Annotated in this window: 14 protein-coding genes; 3 read left to right on the top strand and 11 right to left on the bottom strand. The window is 75.1% G+C overall.

Features of this window, described 5'->3' with window-relative positions; genetic code table 11:
- The first annotated feature begins 70 nt into the window (after nucleotides 1-70).
- Together GTQ99_RS09140 and GTQ99_RS09145 are read left to right on the top strand one after the other, a co-directional pair.
- Nucleotides 71-1114, top strand: a complete 1044-nt coding sequence (locus GTQ99_RS09140) for a UDP-glucuronic acid decarboxylase family protein (RefSeq protein ID WP_166615441.1) — start codon at nucleotides 71-73, stop codon at nucleotides 1112-1114.
- Nucleotides 1115-1318: 204 nt separating this feature from the next.
- Complete coding sequence (locus GTQ99_RS09145; protein ID WP_166615432.1) at nucleotides 1319-2071, top strand: GAF domain-containing protein; 753 nt, start codon at nucleotides 1319-1321, stop codon at nucleotides 2069-2071.
- A gap of 43 nt (nucleotides 2072-2114) precedes the next feature.
- On the opposite strand, the gene GTQ99_RS09150 is transcribed toward GTQ99_RS09145, so the two are convergent.
- From GTQ99_RS09150 to GTQ99_RS09190, 9 genes are all read right to left on the bottom strand, one after another.
- On the bottom strand, nucleotides 2115-2540 hold the full coding sequence (locus GTQ99_RS09150) for a DUF2382 domain-containing protein (protein ID WP_166615433.1): 426 nt from the start codon (nucleotides 2538-2540) through the stop codon (nucleotides 2115-2117).
- A gap of 92 nt (nucleotides 2541-2632) precedes the next feature.
- Nucleotides 2633-3592, bottom strand: coding sequence for a DUF2382 domain-containing protein (locus GTQ99_RS09155; RefSeq protein ID WP_166615434.1), 960 nt, complete (start codon nucleotides 3590-3592; stop codon nucleotides 2633-2635).
- Nucleotides 3593-3758: 166 nt separating this feature from the next.
- Nucleotides 3759-4634 (bottom strand): substrate-binding domain-containing protein, encoded by an 876-nt coding sequence (locus tag GTQ99_RS26770; protein ID WP_205707107.1) that lies wholly within the window; start codon nucleotides 4632-4634, stop codon nucleotides 3759-3761.
- A complete protein-coding gene (locus GTQ99_RS09165; protein ID WP_166615435.1) occupies nucleotides 4628-7165 on the bottom strand; it encodes a glycoside hydrolase family 2 protein in 2538 nt (845 codons plus the stop codon). Before GTQ99_RS09165 ends, GTQ99_RS26770 begins: the two co-directional genes overlap by 7 nt.
- A gap of 38 nt (nucleotides 7166-7203) precedes the next feature.
- The gene (locus tag GTQ99_RS09170; RefSeq protein WP_166615436.1) at nucleotides 7204-8157 is read right to left on the bottom strand and encodes an ATP-binding cassette domain-containing protein; all 954 of its coding nucleotides are present in this window, start codon (nucleotides 8155-8157) and stop codon (nucleotides 7204-7206) included.
- On the bottom strand, nucleotides 8154-9065 hold the full coding sequence (locus GTQ99_RS09175) for an ABC transporter ATP-binding protein (RefSeq protein WP_338074862.1): 912 nt from the start codon (nucleotides 9063-9065) through the stop codon (nucleotides 8154-8156). The genes GTQ99_RS09170 and GTQ99_RS09175 overlap by 4 nt, the downstream gene beginning before the upstream one ends.
- Complete coding sequence (locus GTQ99_RS09180; protein WP_166615437.1) at nucleotides 9062-10033, bottom strand: ABC transporter permease; 972 nt, start codon at nucleotides 10031-10033, stop codon at nucleotides 9062-9064. The genes GTQ99_RS09175 and GTQ99_RS09180 overlap by 4 nt, the downstream gene beginning before the upstream one ends.
- Nucleotides 10034-10055: 22 nt before the next feature.
- Nucleotides 10056-11042, bottom strand: coding sequence for an ABC transporter permease subunit (locus GTQ99_RS09185; RefSeq protein ID WP_166615438.1), 987 nt, complete (start codon nucleotides 11040-11042; stop codon nucleotides 10056-10058).
- 3 nt (nucleotides 11043-11045) lie between these two features.
- Nucleotides 11046-12773 carry an ABC transporter substrate-binding protein gene (locus GTQ99_RS09190; RefSeq protein ID WP_166615439.1) on the bottom strand — a complete coding sequence of 576 codons (1728 nt, stop codon included), beginning with the start codon at nucleotides 12771-12773 and terminating at the stop codon, nucleotides 11046-11048.
- 297 nt (nucleotides 12774-13070) lie between these two features.
- Here GTQ99_RS09190 and GTQ99_RS09195 point away from each other — a divergent pair, with 297 nt between their 5' ends.
- On the top strand, nucleotides 13071-14321 hold the full coding sequence (locus GTQ99_RS09195) for an ROK family protein (RefSeq protein WP_205707108.1): 1251 nt from the start codon (nucleotides 13071-13073) through the stop codon (nucleotides 14319-14321).
- Nucleotides 14322-14342: 21 nt separating this feature from the next.
- Here GTQ99_RS09195 and GTQ99_RS09200 read toward each other — a convergent pair whose 3' ends face one another.
- Together GTQ99_RS09200 and GTQ99_RS09205 are read right to left on the bottom strand one after the other, a co-directional pair.
- Nucleotides 14343-14987, bottom strand: a complete 645-nt coding sequence (locus GTQ99_RS09200) for a TetR/AcrR family transcriptional regulator C-terminal domain-containing protein (protein WP_166615440.1) — start codon at nucleotides 14985-14987, stop codon at nucleotides 14343-14345.
- A gap of 14 nt (nucleotides 14988-15001) precedes the next feature.
- Nucleotides 15002-16018, bottom strand: a complete 1017-nt coding sequence (locus GTQ99_RS09205; RefSeq protein ID WP_166615445.1) for an agmatine deiminase family protein — start codon at nucleotides 16016-16018, stop codon at nucleotides 15002-15004.
- Between the last annotated feature and the right edge of the window lie 241 nt (nucleotides 16019-16259).

Here is a 16259-nt window from a genome sequence, read left to right on the forward strand (position 1 = left end):
GACCCCGCCGGACCGCACCCCCGCGGCCGGGCGCACCGCCGCGCCCGCCGCCCCCTCCGGGACCCTCGACGTGCGGCGCTTCTCGCGCGCCGTCGTCACCGGGGGCGCCGGTTTCCTCGGCAGCCACCTGTGCGAGGCGCTGCTCGACGCCGGCGTCGAGGTCGTCTGCCTCGACAGCTTCCTCACCGGCGGCCCCGGCAACGTCGCCCACCTCACCGACCACCCGCGCTTCACCCTGCGCCGCTGCGACATCACCGAGTACGTCCACGTGCCCGGCCCGGTGGACCTGGTGCTGCACTTCGCCTCCCCCGCCTCGCCGGTGGACTACCTCAAGCTGCCGCTGGAGACGCTGAAGGTCGGCTCGACGGGCACCTGGCACGCGCTGGGGCTGGCCCGGGAGAAGGGGGCCCGCTTCCTGCTGGCCTCGACCTCGGAGACCTACGGCGACCCGCAGGTCCACCCGCAGCCGGAGAGCTACTGGGGCAACGTGAACCCCGTCGGCCCGCGCGGCGTCTACGACGAGTCCAAGCGCTACGCGGAGGCCCTCACGACGGCCTACCGCACCACGCACGGCCTCGACACGGCGATCGTGCGCATCTTCAACACCTACGGCCCCCGGATGCGCGCCGCCGACGGCCGGGCGATCCCCACCTTCATCCGCCAGGCGCTGGCGGGGGAGCCCGTGACGGTCGCCGGCGACGGGACGCAGACCCGCTCGATCTGCTACGTCGACGACCTCGTCGGCGGCATCCTTGCCCTCGCGGCCAGCGGGCACCCGGGGCCGATGAACATCGGCAACCCGCAGGAGCTGAGCGTGCGCGAGATCGCCGAGGACGTCATCGCGGGCGCCGGCTCCTCCTCGACGATCGAGTTCGTCGAGCGCCCGGTGGACGACCCGCAGGTGCGCCGCCCCGACACCGCCCTGGCCCGCCGGGTCCTCGGCTGGCAGCCGACGGTGACGTGGGCGGACGGCCTGGCCCGCACCGTGCGGTGGTTCCGCGAGCAGGCCGCCGCGCAGGCGCAGGAGGCTGCGCACACGCCGCCCGCGCGCGCCGCCGCGGTCGACCTGCGGGGCCTGGACCTGCCGGCCGGCAGCGGGAGCACCGCGGGCTGACCTGGGCACCGGTCCACCCCGCCACGGGTACCCCGCCCCGGGCTGCGCTCCGGCGCGAGGTCTCCTAGCGTTCCCCGCAGGGCCGCCCGGCCCGGTCCGCGCGCAGGAGGCGCGCGGGGCCACGACGCACACGAGGACCGCACCGATGACGCCGACCGCTCGCACCCCCGGCCCGGCCGCCGCGCCGCTCGGGGAGGTGCGCCGGTGAGCCTGCTGACCGACCGCTTCACGGCCGCCTGGTCGGCGGAGGAGGCCGCCGCCGACCCGGTGCTGCTGCCCTCCACCCTGGCGCGCGCCTGCGCGCGCGTGCTGCCCTTCGACGCCGCCGGGCTCAGCCTCATGGGCGGACCGGGTGCGCGGGTGCCGCTGGGGGCCAGCGACGACGACGCCGCGGAGGCGGAGCGGCTGCAGTTCACCCACGGCGACGGGCCCTGCTTCCTCGCGCTGCGCGAGGGCCGGCCGGTGGTGGTCACCGAGGAGAAGTGGCGGGAGCGCTGGCCGGTGCTCGCGCGCGAGCACTTCGCCCGCACGCCCTTCCGCGGCGGGCTCAGCCTGGCGCTGCGGCTGGGGGACGCGCGCATCGGCGTCCTCGACCTCTACTCGCGCGCCTCGAGCGCGCTGGACGGCGCCTCGATCATCGACGGCCAGGCCATCGCCGCCGTCGTGACGTCCGTGCTGCACCGGACGCTGGGCACCCCGTCACCGGAGAGGGGGCACGAGGTCGACGAGGACCTCGAGGAACCCGTGTGGATGACCTCGCCCGGTGCACGCCGCCGCCGTCAGGTGTGGGTGGCGATCGGCATGGCGCACCTGGCGCTGGACCTGCCCGGCGAGGAGGTCCTCGCGGTGCTGCGGGCCCACGCCTACGCCAGCGACCGCACGCTGGACGAGCTGGCCGACGACGTCGTGCAGGGGCGGCTGGACCTGCGGCGGTTGCGGGCGGAGGAGCGCAGCTGAGGTCCGGCGGCGGTCGCCGGGCCCCGGCTGCGGGCGGCGCAGCTCAGCGGCGGGGGAGGTCCTCGACCTCGACCACGGCCTCCTCGTGGGCCAGTTCGGCGGTGACGGTCTCCACGTCCTCGACGGAGACCACGCGCACGCGCACGCGCTCCGTCGCCTGCACGCGCACGCTGACCTCGGGGACCTCCTCGTGCAGGACGACCTCGAAGCCGCGCGCGTCCTGAGCACCGCCCGCACCGGTGCCGCGCACGTCCTCCGGCGCCGCGCTGTCGCCGGCCGGCGGTCCGTGCGTGATGACGAGGCGTTCGACGCGGACGGGGACCTCGATCGTGCGCAGCTCGGTGACGACCTCCTTGCGCACCCGCACGGTCTCGCGCGGCACGCGCGTGGAGCGGACCTGCAGCTGCTCGGCGGAGAGGACGACCTCGGGTGCGGTCTCGGGACGGGCGTGCTGGGGAGGGGTGCTCACGGGGCTGCTCCGGATCGGGTCTGGAGGGGGGAACGGGACGGCCCCGGCACCGTCGTGCGGTGCCGGGGCCGGTCGTGCGGGGTGCGCCGGTGTCAGCGGCGGTCGGTGTCGCGCCCGGTCGCGTCGCGGCCCGTGGTGCCGCGCCCGGTGTTCACGGTCTCGTCGGCGTCGAGGTCGATGACCTCCTCGCGCAGGGTCTCGTCGACCCGCTCCTCGCCCTGGACGGTCTGGGTGTCCAGGCGCACGCGCTCGACCGGGACGGTCTCCTTGGCGGCCACGGCGTGCTCCTCGTGGAGGGTCACCTCGTGCTCCTCCTCGGTCAGCTCGCCGCCGGAGAGGGCCGCACCGCGGTTGGCCTCGGTGATCGGCTCGCGCTCGACCACGACCTCCTCGTGGGAGACCGGGACGGTGCGCGAGACGCGCTCGGAGACGATGTGCTTGCGCAGGCGCGCCCGGCCCGCCTCGCGGGTCTCGGTGCCCACGTGCAGCTCCTCCTTGGAGCGCGTCATGGCGTTGTCCGTGTTCGGACCCGAGGTGTCGTGGCCCACGGTGTCCGTGCGGTCGGTGCGCGTGTCGGTGCGACCGGTGGCGCCCGTGCCGGTGGTCCCCGTGACACCCGTGGTGCTGGTGGCGTGCTCGCCGGTGGTGCCGCCGCTCGCGAAGTCGGCGGTGGTGCCGGTCGTGCCGGTCGTGCCGGTCGTGCCGGTCGTGGTGGTGTCGGTGGTCGAGGAGCTGGAGTAGCCGACGCCGTAGTAGGTGTACAGCTCCTGCTCGTCGGTCTCCGACAGCTCGCGGCCCGGGTCGTGGTTCGGCGCGGCCTTGACCTTGGCCTTGTCGAACGGCACCTCGACGCGGTCGCCCGAGAACGAGCCCTGCGAGAGCGGGATGAGGGAGATGTTGGAACCGAACAGGCCCGTCTTGACCGACACCCACTCAGGCTGGCTGGTGGCGTTGTCGAGGTAGACGTCCTCCACCTTGCCGATCTTGTCGCCGTCGTTGCCGTACACGGTCGCGCTGTACAGGTCGTCGATGGTGGTGAGTCCCGAAAGCATGTGCCTCTTCCTCCTTCGAAGTTCCAGCATCCGCTGGCGTCCTGCACTCAGCGGTACCCACCCCTGGAGGGCCGAAACAGCGATTCCCGGACTTCCTGCGTGTCGGTCCGGTGAACGGCGCCCGACGTGTGCGCCGGTGCAGCACCCGTGCTGCACCGGCGCGGCCTCACGGCGTCCGCGCGAGCACCCGGCCCGTCGTGCCGCGGGCGACGACGCGCACCCGCGGGCCCGGGATCTGCCGCGGCGGCGCACCGGCGAGCACCTGCAGGACGGCCTCGCCCAGGCGGACCCCGCGGGCGTGCACGTCGGTGCTGACGGCGGACATCCCGGGCACGGCCAGCTCGCACAGCGGGGAGTCGTCGGCCGCGAGCAGGCTGACGTCCTCGGGCACGCGGGTCCCGGCGCGCGTCAGGTGCTCCAGGGCGGCGACGGCCATGACGTCGTTGTCGAACACGAGCGCGGTCGGCGCCGCGGGCAGGGCCAGCAGCTCGGCGGCGGCCCGCACCCCCTCCTCGGCGGTGTAGTCGGCCTCGCGGGTCGCCACCCGCACCCCCAGCCGCTCGCCGGCCTCGCGCATGGCGGTGCTGCGCTCGTCGGTGTGCACGAGCGAGGAGGGCCCGGTGACCCGCCCGACGCAGCGGTGCCCGAGCCCGGCGAGGAACTCCAGCGCCGTGCTCGTGACGGCGGCGTCGTCGGTCACCACGCTCGTCGTGGGGCGCCCGCCGTCGTGGTGGCCGGCCAGCACGAACGGCACGCCGAGGCGGGCCAGCTCCGCCGGGCGCCGGTCGCCGCGCACGAGGTCGACGACCACGACGGCGTCGACCGTCCCGTCGCGCCGCCAGCGGCGGTAGGTCGCCAGTTCCGCCTCCAGGCCGTCGACGACGAGCAGGAGCAGGCTGTGCCCGGCCGGGTGCAGGACCTGCTCCACGCCCGCGGCCAGCTCCACGATGTACGGCTCGACCCCCACGCGCGGGGTCGGGCCGGCCAGGACGACGCCGACCGGCCGGCGGGGGCGCGCCGCGCCCCGCGCCCGGGTCACCACGTCGCGCTCCCGGCCGCGCTGCCGAACCCGTTGGCGCTGCGCAGCACGTGCGCCGCCGAGAACGCCGCGGGGTCGACCACCGCGCGGGTGCGCACCGAGAACGTGCGCGACTCCCCGGCGAGCAGGGTGACGAGCGCGTCGTCGACGACGGCGTCGGGGGCCACGGCGTCGGCGAGCAGGGTGACGTCGCGGGCCACGGCGCGCGCCCGCACCCGCACGGCGTACCCGCCCTCGACGGCGGTGACCGCGGTGCGCAGCGGTTCCGGGTCGTAGCCGAGGTCGCGGTCCTCGGCGAAGGCGTGCACGGCCCGCGTCCCGCCGACGTCGGCGACGAGCAGTTCCCGCGTCGGGTCGGCCACGTCCAGGACACCGCCGGGCAGCGCGTGCGTGCCCACCGAGCGCGGCGGCACGTCGACGTCGAACTCGACCGCCGCCAGCTCGCGCCCGGCCAGGTCGACCCGGCGCGCGCCGGCCCGGCCCGTCCACGCCGTGGCGGTGTCGTTGACCAGCAGCAGGTGCGGGGTCCCCCCGCGCGGCTGGATGGTGGCCAGGCGCGGGGCGTGGGCGTGGCGCAGCGCGTGGAAGGCGGGCTTGCGCCGCCCGGCGCCGTCGACGACGGCCCAGGAGGTCACCGGCCAGCAGTCGTTGAGCTGCCAGTAGACGCTGCCCGCGGTCCGCGGCCACCAGGAGCGGAAGTGCTCCACGGCGCAGGAGACCGCGCGCGCCTGGTTCAGCTGCGCCGCCCACGTCCAGTCCGCGAAGGCGGCGGGGACGCCGAAGTGCGGCGCCATGCCGCGGTCGAGCTTGCCGTTGCCGTCCTCGGCCTTCTGGTGCAGCAGGAAGACGGCCGAGTCGCGGCGCCGGTCGGCGGGCTCGAGAAGTTCCGCCAGGGTCGCCGTGGTCGGGGGCGCCTGCCAGCCGAACTCGGAGCAGAACCGCGGGACGCGGTCGCGGTAGGTGCTCCAGTCGCGCGAGTTCCAGGCGTTCCACTCGTGGCTGCTGCCGTGGTCGGGGTCGTTGGGGTGCGTGCCCGCCGGCGCCCCCTGGCTGGAGGGGCTGCCGGGGGTGTAGGCGCGGCTGGGGTCCAGCTCGGCCAGCACGGCGGGGAAGACCTCCTCGTAGTAGGCCAGTCCCCAGCTGCTGCCGCCCAGCTGCTCCTTCCACCCCCAGTCCTCGTGGCCCCACAGGTTCTCGTTGCCGCCGTTCCAGACGACCAGCGAGGGGTGCGCCGACAGCCGGGCCACGTTCTCCCGGGCCTCCGCCTCGATCTCCGAGCGCAGCGGCTCCTCCTCGGCGTAGGCCGCGCAGGCCAGCAGGAAGTCCTGCCACACCAGCAGGCCCCGCTCGTCGCACACGTCGTAGAAGTCGTCCGACTCGTAGATGCCGCCGCCCCACACCCGCACGAGGTTGCAGTGCGCCTCCAGCGCGCGCTCCAGCGCGGCCGCGCAGCGCCCGCGGTCCAGCCGGGTCAGCAGGTGGTCCTCGGGGATCCAGTTGACCCCGCGCACGGCGATCGGGACGTCGTTGACGAGCAGCGTGAACGCGGAGCCGTGCTCGTCGGGGGCGGTGTCCAGGCGCACGGAGCGGAACGCGGTGCGGCGCGTGGCGCGGTCGAGCACCTCCCCGCCCGCCGCTCCGTCCACCGCGCCGTCCGGGCCCGGCAGGGCCAGTTCCACGTCGACGTGCACGAGGGGCTGCTCGCCGTGGCCCACCGGCCACCACAGGGGCGCGTCGGGGACGCGCAGCTCGACGGCGGCGGTGCGGGCGCCGGCGGGCACGCTCGCCGCGGCGAGCAGGTCCTCGCGGCCGGGCAGGTCGCGCAGGCGCACCCGCACGGCCAGCTCGCCCGGCTCCTGCAGCCCGCAGCGCTCGAGGTCCACGTGCACCCGCAGCACGCCGGTGCTCCCCTCGAGGTCGGCCAGCGGCCGCACGGCCGCGATGCGGGCGGTGCGCCAGCGCCGCAGCACCACCGGGCGCCAGACGCCGGCGGTCTGCAGGTCCGGGCCCCAGTCCCAGCCGAAGCTGCACGCCATCTTGCGCACGGCGTTGAAGGGGTGCCCGTACGCGCGCGGGCGGGCGCCGAGGTCCTTCTCGACGGCCTCGGCGTGCTCGAGGGCGGAGGAGAAGCGGACCAGCAGCTCGTTGCGGCCCTCGCGCAGCAGGCCGGCCACGGCGAAGCGGTGGCTGCGGTGCATGTTCGCCGTCCGGCCCAGCTCGCGGTCGTTGAGCACGACGGTGGCGACGGTGTCCAGGCCGGCGAAGTCCAGGTCCACGCGCTCGCCCTCGGCGGCGGGCGCGGCCTCGAAGGCGAGGCGGTAGTCCCAGCTGCTGCGGTGCAGCCCTTCCAGCTCCTGCTCGCCCAGGCCGGCGTAGGGGTCGTCGATCGCCCCGGCCGCCAGCAGGTCGGTGTGCACGCTGCCGGGCACGCGGGCCGGCAGCGGCGCGGAGGCGAAGGCCTCGCGCACCCGCGGCGGCAGGTCGCCGTCGACGGGTTCCAGGGTCCAGCCCTCGTGCAGGGTGCGTTCGTCCACGGTTCTCTCCCTGGAGGGTCGGTGGTGGGGGGAGGGTCTCAGGCGCCGGCGGCCACGCCGCCGCCGGTCCGCTCGGCCCGGGTCCGCCGGGCCGCGTCGGCCGCGTCGGCCGCTTCGTCGACGTGCACCCACGCCCGGCGGTGGTGGTCGTAGCAGACGCTGTTGTCGATGGAGGCGCGGTCGGGCGCCCCCTCGCCCGCGACGACCTTGCCGAGGCGCTCGGGGTCGGGGGCCGCGAGGGCCAGCAGCTTGGTGTAGTCGTGGTGCGGGTCGAGGATGACGGCGTCGGCCGGTCCGCGCTCGACGACCCGCCCGCGGTAGAGGACGAGGATCTCGTCGGAGAAGTGCCGGGCGGTCGCCAGGTCGTGGGTGATGTAGAGGACGGCCAGGTCCTCCTCGCGCTGCAGGCGCGCCAGCAGGTTGAGCACGCCCAGGCGGATGGACACGTCGAGCATCGAGACCGGTTCGTCGGCCACGAGGACCTGCGCCCCCGGTGCGAGCGCCCGGGCGATCGCGACGCGCTGGCGCTGTCCGCCGGACAGCTCGTGCGGGCGCCGGGCGGCCACGAGCTCGGCGGGGGAGAGGTTGACCCGCTCCAGCATCTCCAGCACGCGCTCGTGGGTCTGCCGGGCGCCGCTGGTGCGCTGGTGCAGCAGCAGCGGGCGGGCGATGTGGTGGCCGACGGAGTGGAACGGGTTGAGCGAGGCGAACGGGTCCTGGAAGACCATCTGCACCTGCCGGCGGTACATCGAGCCGTGCACCGGGGTGCCGTCGGCCAGGGCGACCTCGACCGAGCCGGAGGTCGGCCGCTCCAGGCGGGTGAGCAGCTTGGCGATCGTCGACTTGCCGGAGCCGGACTCCCCGACGAGCGCCACGGTGCGCCGGGGCAGCAGGTCGAAGCTGACCCGGTCCACCGCGCGCAGGGTCGTGCGGCGCAGGCCGTCGCGCAGCCGGTACTCCTTGGTCAGGTTGGTCACCTGGACGGTGCTCACGCGGTCTCCTCCTGCTGCTGGTCCAGGACGCCGGTGCGCACGAACGCGCCGCGCTCCCCGCTCAGGCTCGGGAAGGAGCCCAGCAGCTTGCGGGTGTAGGGGTGGCGGGCGTGCCGGTACAGGGTGTCGGCGGTGTCCAGCTCGACGATCTCCCCGCGCAGCATGACGGCGATGCGGTCGCTGATCTCCAGCAGCAGCGGCAGGTCGTGGGTGATGAAGACGACGGCGAAGTCCATCTCGTCGCGCAGCCGCACGATCTCGCGCAGGATGTCGCGCTGGACGACGACGTCGAGCGCCGTCGTCGGCTCGTCCATGACCATGACCTGCGGCTCCAGCAGCATGGCCATGGCGATCATCACGCGCTGGCGCATGCCGCCGGACAGCTCGTGGGGGTGGGCGCGGTAGCGGTCGGGGGCCACCCCGACCCGGGTGAGGACCTCCTCGCAGCGCGCGCGGCGCCGCCGGCGGTCCATGCCGGGGTCGTGGGCGCGCAGGGTGTCGTCCAGCTGCGCGCCGACGGTGCGGACGGGGTTGAGGGCGTTCATCGCGCCCTGGAAGACCATCGACAGCTTCGCCCAGCGGAAGCGGCGCATCTGCTCCTCGTCCAGGCCCAGCACGTCGACGTCCCGGCCGGAGCGGTCGTGGAAGACGACCGACCCGCCGGCGATGCGGGCGGGCGGCTGGTGCAGCCGGCTGACCGCGTACGCCAGCGTCGTCTTGCCGCAGCCGGACTCGCCGGCCAGCCCGAGGACCTCGCCGCGGTGCAGCTCGAAGGAGGCGCCCGCGACGGCGGTGACGGGTTCCTCGGTCTCGTAGACGACGCTGACGTCGCGGACGCTCAGCACCGCCTCGCGCTCCGTCGAGCGGATCGGGGGGCGGGGGGTGCTCCCGCCGGTGCGCGCGCTCACCGTGCGCCTCCCTTCGCGGCCCGGGCCGCCTGGCGGGTCCGCCTGCGGTGCAGGCGGGCGTTCTTGAGGCGGGGGTTGACGATCTCGTCGATGGAGAAGTTGACCAGGGACAGCCCGGTGCCCAGCAGGGCGATGAGCAGACCCGGCGGGGCGAACCACCACCAGGCGCCCAGCGGCAGCGCGAAGCCGTTCTGGGCGTAGAAGAGCATCGTGCCCAGGGTGGCCGACCCGGAGGCCCCCAGGCCCAGGAAGGACAGGCCGGCCTCGCCGAGGACGGCGGCGATGACGGCGAAGACGAACTGCGAGGCCAGCACGGGCAGCAGGTTCGGCAGGATCTCCACGACGATGACGCGCCAGGCGCGCTCGCCGGACAGCCGGGAGGCGGCGACGTACTCGCGGTTGCGCACCGACAGCGTCTGCGCCCGCAGCACCCGCGCGGAGGCGGCCCAGCTGGTGAGCGCGAGCACGACCGCGATGGTCCACAGCCCGCGGCTCTCGCGGGGCACGAAGCCGGAGATGACGATGACCAGCGGCAGGCCGGGGATGACGAGGAAGACGTTGGTCAGCAGCGAGAAGGCCTCGTCGGCCGCGCCGCCGAGGTAGGCGCCGTAGATGCCGAAGAACGCGGACAGCACGGTGGCCAGGACGCCGACGAGGAAGCCGATCTGCAGCGAGCCGCGCGTCGCGTGGGCCAGCTGGGCGAAGACGTCCTGCCCGGTCTGGGTGGTGCCCAGCCACAGGTCGCCGGAGGGGCCCTGCAGGCCGACGTCGCGGATGGCGTCGGGGTCGCCGACCAGGAGCGGGCCGAGGAGCCCGAAGAGGCAGATGCCCCCCACGAGCACCAGCCCGGTGGCCAGCCACGGGGTCATGGTCGGCAGCAGCATCCGCCACGCCGGGGCGGGGCCCGGCCGCGGCGCGGGCCGGGCCGCCGCAGCACCGGCCGCGGGGACGGACTGGGTGTCGGTCATCTGTGCTCCGTTCTCACCGGGGTCACCGGGCGCGGGTGCGCGGGTCGATGAGGCCGTACAGCAGGTCGACCACCAGGTTGGCGCCGAGGACGGCGAGGGTGATGAAGAGGAAGACGCCCTGCATGAGCGCGTAGTCGTTGTTCGTCACCGCGGCCAGCAGCCGCGAGCCGATGCCCGGGTAGGAGAACACCTGCTCGGTGACGACGGAGCCGGACACCACGAACGCCAGCGAGATGGCGAACCCCGCGATCGAGGGCAGGACGGCGTTGCGCGCCGCGTAGTCGCGCAGCACCCGGCGGGCCGGCAGCCCCTTGGCGCGGGCGGTCAGGACGTAGTCCTCCGAGAGCGTGGAGACCATCATGTTGCGCATGCCCAGCAGCCAGCCGCCGATCGAGGCGAGCACGATCGTCAGCGCCGGCAGGAACCCGTAGTAGACGGCGGAGCCGATGAACTCCAGGCTCCAGCCGGGGGACAGGACGACGTCGTAGCCGCCCTGGGCGGGGAACAGGTCCAGCACCCGGGACAGGACGTAGACCAGCACCAGCGACAGCCAGAAGTACGGCACCGCGGCCAGCAGGGTGGTCGCCGGGACCATCGAGTCCAGCCAGGTCCCCGGCCGCCAGCCGACGAAGGCGCCGAGCAGCACGCCGAGGAAGGCGGCGATGACGGTGGCGATGCCGATGAGCACGACCGTCCACGGCATCGAGGCGGCGATGACCTCGGTGACCGGGGCCGGGAAGTAGCTGATCGACGTCCCCAGGTCGCCCCGGAAGATGTTCGCCAGGTACGTGAGGTACTGCGAGGGCAGCGAGGCGTCGGTGTCCCCGCCGAGCAGCGTCGCGTACGCCTTGCGGGTCTCCGGCGTCACGACCGCACCCCGCTGGCTGAGCTTGGCCAGCAGGATGTCGACCGGGTCGCCGGGCAGCAGGCGGGGGATGACGAAGTTCAGCGTCAGCGCGGCCCAGAAGGCGACCGCGTAGAAGCCGAGCTTGCGCAGCAGGTAGTTCACGGGTCAGCCCGCGGCCTTGGGGGTCAGCGTCTTGAGGATCTCGGCCGCGTCGAAGTCCGACCACACCGCGGGGAAGGCGTACTGCTCGCCGTCGACCGGCCAGCCGGAGAACTTCGCGGTGTTCCAGACGCTGGTGTTGGAGCCGGTCATGACGGGGACGTACGGCATCTGGGTGGCGACGGCGGTCTGGATGACGTCGAACTGGGCCTGGCGTCCGGCGGTGTCCTCCGGGGGCAGCTTCTGGAGGGTGTCCAGGGCCGCGTCGACGGCCGGGTCGGAGAAGCGGGACCAGTTGTTGCCGTTGGCCTTCGTGCCGACCGGGGCCGTCATGCGCCCGTCGTAGAAGTAGCTGTAGAGGTAGTACGGGTCGGGGGCCGGTCCCTGCCACAGCGAGTCGATCGCCAGCTCGAAGTCGCCCTTGAAGCGCTTGTCGGTCCACTCGTTCCACGACGACTGCGCCGCCTCGACCTGGATGCCGGCGGCCTTGGCCTGGGCGGCGATCGTCTGGATGGCGGTGATGTAGTCGGTCCAGCCGGTGACGACCTCGATGGTCAGCGAGAGCTTCTCCCCGTCCTTGGCGTAGATGCCGTCGGGCCCCTTCACCCAGCCGGCCGCCTCCAGCAGCCGCGCGGCGGTCTGCGGGTCCGCGGTGGCGGGGGCGACCTTCGGCTCGACCTGCGCGGAGATCGTCTCCGCCTGGGTGCTGGTCAGCGCCATCGTCGGGGAGATCTCGGCGGCGGTGTCCTGGAAGGCGAGCTTGTTGAGCTGGGTGCGGTCGATCGCGGAGAAGAGCGCCTGCCGCACGGCGGGGTCGGTCTGCGGGCCCTCGCAGCCCAGCGCCGCGTTCGCGCACGCGCCGAGCACCATCTGGTTCTGGGCGACGGAGCCGGTGTCGTAGTTCGGGAAGTTCTCGTTCGTGTTCGCCATGTCGGGGATCGGCCCGGTCTGCCAGTCGATGGTCCCGGCCGCGATGGCGTCGGCCCCGGCCTGGTTGCCGGACAGCGCGAGGAAGCGGACCTTCGCCACCTTCGGCGCCCCGCCCCAGTACTCCGGGTTCGCGTCGAGGGTGAAGGCCTGGCCCTTGAAGTCGCTGAGGACGTACGCGCCGGTGCCGACGGGCTCCTCCAGGACGTCGGCCGCGGGATCGACGTCCTTCCAGATGTGCTCGGGCACGATGACGATGGAGCTGAGGACGTCGGGGCCGGAGGTGTACGCGGGTTCGGGCCAGGTGAACGTCACGTGGGTGTCGTCGACCTTCGCGACGGCCCCGTCGAACCCGGTCTCGTTGATGCCCTCGTTGTCCAGCAGCATCTGGTAGGTGAAGACGACGTCGTCGGCGGTGAAGGGCTCGCCGTCGGACCAGGTGGCGCCCTCGCGCAGCGTCACGCTGAGGACGGTGCCGTCCTCGTTCCAGGACTGCTCGGTGCCCAGCAGCGGCTTCGGCTCCGCGTCCGCGGCGGTCTTGTTGATGAAGAACAGCGGCTCGTAGATGAGGCCCCGACCGCCGATGTCCGAGGGCGAGTACGGGTTGAAGTTGACCTGGTAGTCGCCGGCCTGGCCGGTGTAGGCCACCAGCGTCGAGGCGCTGTCGCCGGAGTCGGAGCTGCCGGCCGAGCAGCCGGTGGCGAGCAGGGTGAGCGCGGTGGCGCCGGCGGCGGCCAGGCGCAGCAGGCGGGTGCGGCCGGTGGGGCGCGGGCGGACGGCGCTGCCGGGGAGCGTGGAGGAAGGCATCGGTGGTCCTCGGGGTGGGCGCCGCAGCTCGCGGCGGTGCGAGTGCCAGGTCGCTCCCGCGATCACCCCCATCGGTGGCCGGGAGGAGCGCGACCCGTCGGAGGGAAACTTAACGAGCTTGAGTAAGGGGCGTCAAGCACTCTGCGACCACGTCGCACCCGGCTACAGTGCGGGAGCCAGCCACCGTGGACGGGGTGCCGCACCCCCCGGCCGTCGCCGTCGAGGAGCACCCGTGACCCAGACCCGCTCCACCGCGCACCCCTCCCGCGCCGCCGCCGCCGGGCGCCGGCGGCGGCCGTGACGACCCTCGACAGCACCGGCGGCGCCGAGGGCGCGGCCGTCCCCGCCGCCGCGGCGGTGCGCCGCCGCGGCGGCCCCGGCGCGCGAGAGCGCCTCCTGGACGCGCTGCGCGCCTCCGGCCCCGTCAGCCGGGTCGAGCTCGCGGCGATCACCGGCCTCACCGAGGCGTCGGTGTCCACGACCGTGCGGCGCCTGCTGCAGGACGGCGTCGTCGTCGAGGTGGGGCGCACCCCCACCGCCGGCAAGCCGCGCACCCTGCTGCAGCTCGACCCCGGCGGGCGCACCGCGGTCGGCATCGACCTCGGCCCCGTCACCACCACGTGCGTGCTCACCAGCCAGACCGGCGGCGTCCTGGCCCGCCTGACCAGCAGCGCCCCGCCCCGCGAGAGCGCCGCGCAGCTCGTGGACCGCCTCGCGCGCGACGTCGAGACCCTCATCGAGGGCTCCGGCGAGCGCCGCGAGCGCTGCCTGGGCATCGGGCTGGTCTACGGCGGTCCCCGGCGCGGCAGCGCCGCCGCGCCGGGCGGCCCGCCCGGGACGCCCGGCGGCCTGGAGCCGGAGCTGCTGCGGGCGGCGCTGCAGGAGGTGACCGGCTGGCCGGTGCTGGCCGAGAACGACGCCACCGCGGCGGCGGTCGGGGAGTACTGGGTGGCGCGCGTGGACGCCGCGCGCTCCTTCGCCGCGCTCTACATGGGCACCGGGCTGGGCGCCGGCATCGTCCTGGCCGGCTCGGCCCACCGCGGTGCGCGCGGGCAGGCCGGGGAGTTCGGCCACGTCGTCGTGGACGTCGACGGCCCGCCCTGCTGGTGCGGCGGGCAGGGCTGCCTGGAGGCCGTCGCCGGGCCCGCCGCCGTCGTCGCCCGCGCCCTGGCCGACCCGGTGGCGCGCGCCGAGGCGCACCTGGAAGCCGGTGGCCCGCGCTCGACCGTCGGGGACTTCTCCGCCGTCGCCCGCGCCGCCCGCGCCGGCGGCGGGGCCTGCCGCGCGCTCGTGGAGGCTTCCGCGCGCTACGTCGCCGCCGCGGCGGAGTCCCTGGTGAACCTCTTCGACCTCGACCTGCTCGTGCTCACCGGCCCGGGGTTCGCGGCGTCCTCCTCGCTGTACGGGCCGGCCATCACCCGCCGCACCGGTGCCGCCGCCTCGCGCGCCTGGGGCCGCGCGGTCACCGTCACCGTCTCCAGCGCCGCCGCGACCGCCCCGGCCGTGGGGGCGGCCGCGCTGCTGCTGCAGGACCGGCTGGCGCGCTGAGCGGGTCCCCCCGCCCCGCCCTCAGGCGCGGCCGGTCGCCGCGGGCAGCCGGCCGGTGCGCAGCTCGTCGAGCCCGGCCAGCAGGCTGCGCAGGCCGAGCTGGAAGGAGCGCAGCGAGCGGTCGCCGGGCTGCAGCTGCGTCGCCCGGACCGCCCGCGAGAGCGTCGAGCCCGGCCGGCCGGTGTCCGCCCAGACGTCGACCGGCGCGCCGGCGTCCAGCGCGGAGCCCAGCACGAAGCAGTCGAGCACCGTCACCGCGTGCAGCACCTCCTCGTCGCCGAAGCCCGCCTCGTGCAGCACCTCGGCCAGCAGCTCGTAGCTGGCCAGCGTCGCCGGGTGCGCGACGGTCTGGGCGGTCATCAGCGGCACCGCGGCCGGGTGCGCCGCGAACGCCGCCCGGTACTGCACGGCCCAGCGGTGGGTGAACTCCCGCCAGCCCTCGTCCTCGTGGCGGCTGGTGGGCATCGAACCCTCGGTGAGCAGGCCGCGGATGCCCTCCACGACCTCCTCCCGCCCGCCCTTGACGTGGTGGTAGAGCGAGGAGGTGCTCACGCCGAGGTCCCTGGCCAGCCGCGGCAGCGCCAGGGCGCCGGTGGCGTCCACCTGCGCCAGCGCCGCGGCGAAGATCTGCCCGCGCGAGAGCAGGGGCGTGGTCGGACGGGCCACCGGTGCTCCGTTCCTCAGGCCGTCGGCGGGGCGGGCTGCTGCTGGGTGGTGCAGTGGACGCCGCCGCCGAAGGCGAACACGTCGCGCGCGTCGACGCTCACCACGTCGCGGCCAGGATAGGCGGCGCGCAGCACCCGGACGGCGTCGGCGTCGCGCGGGTCGCCGAAGGCGCACGCGACCACGACGGAGTTCGCGACGTAGTGGTTGACGTAGGAGAAGTCCACCAGCTCCCCGTCCACCTCGGCGGTGCGCGGGGCGAGCAGCTCGATGACCTCCAGGCGCCGGCCGCGGGCGTCGACCCCCTGGCGCAGCAGCTCCGCCACCTCGGTGCTCACGGCGTGGTCGGGGTGGCCGGGGTCGGGCTGGGTGTGCACGAGCACGGTCCCGGGGCGGCAGAACGCGGCGACGATGTCGACGTGGCCGCGGGTGCCGAACTCGCCGTAGTCCGCGGTCAGCCCGCGCGGCAGCCAGATCGCCGTCGTCGTGCCCAGCTGCGCGTGCACCTCCGCCTCGACCTGCGCGCGCGTCCAGCCGGGGTTGCGGTCGGGGTCGAGCTGGACGGTGTCGGTGAGCAGCACCGTGCCCTCGCCGTCGACGTGGAACGCCCCGCCCTCCTGGGTGAGCGCGGAGGAGCTGACCGGTGCGCCGGCCAGCCGGGCGACCTCCCCGGCCACCAGCGCGTCGCGCTCCCAGGCCGCCCACGACTGCGCGCCCCAGCCGTTGAAGCGCCAGTCGACGGCCGTCGGCGCTCCGTCCGAGCGCACGAACGTGGGCCCGCTGTCGCGCAGCCACGCGTCGTCGAGGGCGACCTCGACGAGCTGCACGCGCGGGTCGAGCAGTTCCCGCGCGGCCGGCAGGTCGCCCGGCGCCACGAGGACGCTCACGGGTTCGCGCGCGACGACCGCACTGGCCACCGCGCTCCAGGCCGCGCGCGCCCGCGCGAGGTCGGGCCCGCCGGCCTCCCCGAACGTCGCGTTCGGCGGGGGGAAGGCCATCCACGTCCGCTCGTGCGGCGCCCACTCCGGCGGCATCCAGCGCGCCGCCACCCGCTGCTCCTGCTGCTCCTGCTGCTCCTGCTGCGTGCTCACGACCTGCGCTCCCGTCCTCGTGCCGATCCCTCGTCCCCGCGCACCGCCCGCCCCGCCGGCGGTGGCCCGCTCACGCTCCCACCGCCTCGTCGCGGTGCACGAGGTCGCCGTCGACGACGGTCAGCAGCACCGGCGACTGCGCGAACTCGTCCGGGTCGGCGCGCAGCGGGTCCAGGCGGAAGGC

The organism is Kineococcus vitellinus (assembly GCF_009906315.1).
GTDB classification, from domain to species: Bacteria; Actinomycetota; Actinomycetes; order Actinomycetales; family Kineococcaceae; genus Kineococcus; species Kineococcus vitellinus.

Coding starts and splice junctions, on each gene's coding strand:
- GTQ99_RS09205 (WP_166615445.1), bottom strand. CDS start 16,018: ATGCCGCCGGAGTGGGCGCCGCACGAGCGGACGTGGATGGCCTTCCCC.
- GTQ99_RS09190 (WP_166615439.1), bottom strand. CDS start 12,773: ATGCCTTCCTCCACGCTCCCCGGCAGCGCCGTCCGCCCGCGCCCCACC.
- GTQ99_RS09155 (WP_166615434.1), bottom strand. CDS start 3,592: ATGCTTTCGGGACTCACCACCATCGACGACCTGTACAGCGCGACCGTG.
- GTQ99_RS09180 (WP_166615437.1), bottom strand. CDS start 10,033: ATGACCGACACCCAGTCCGTCCCCGCGGCCGGTGCTGCGGCGGCCCGG.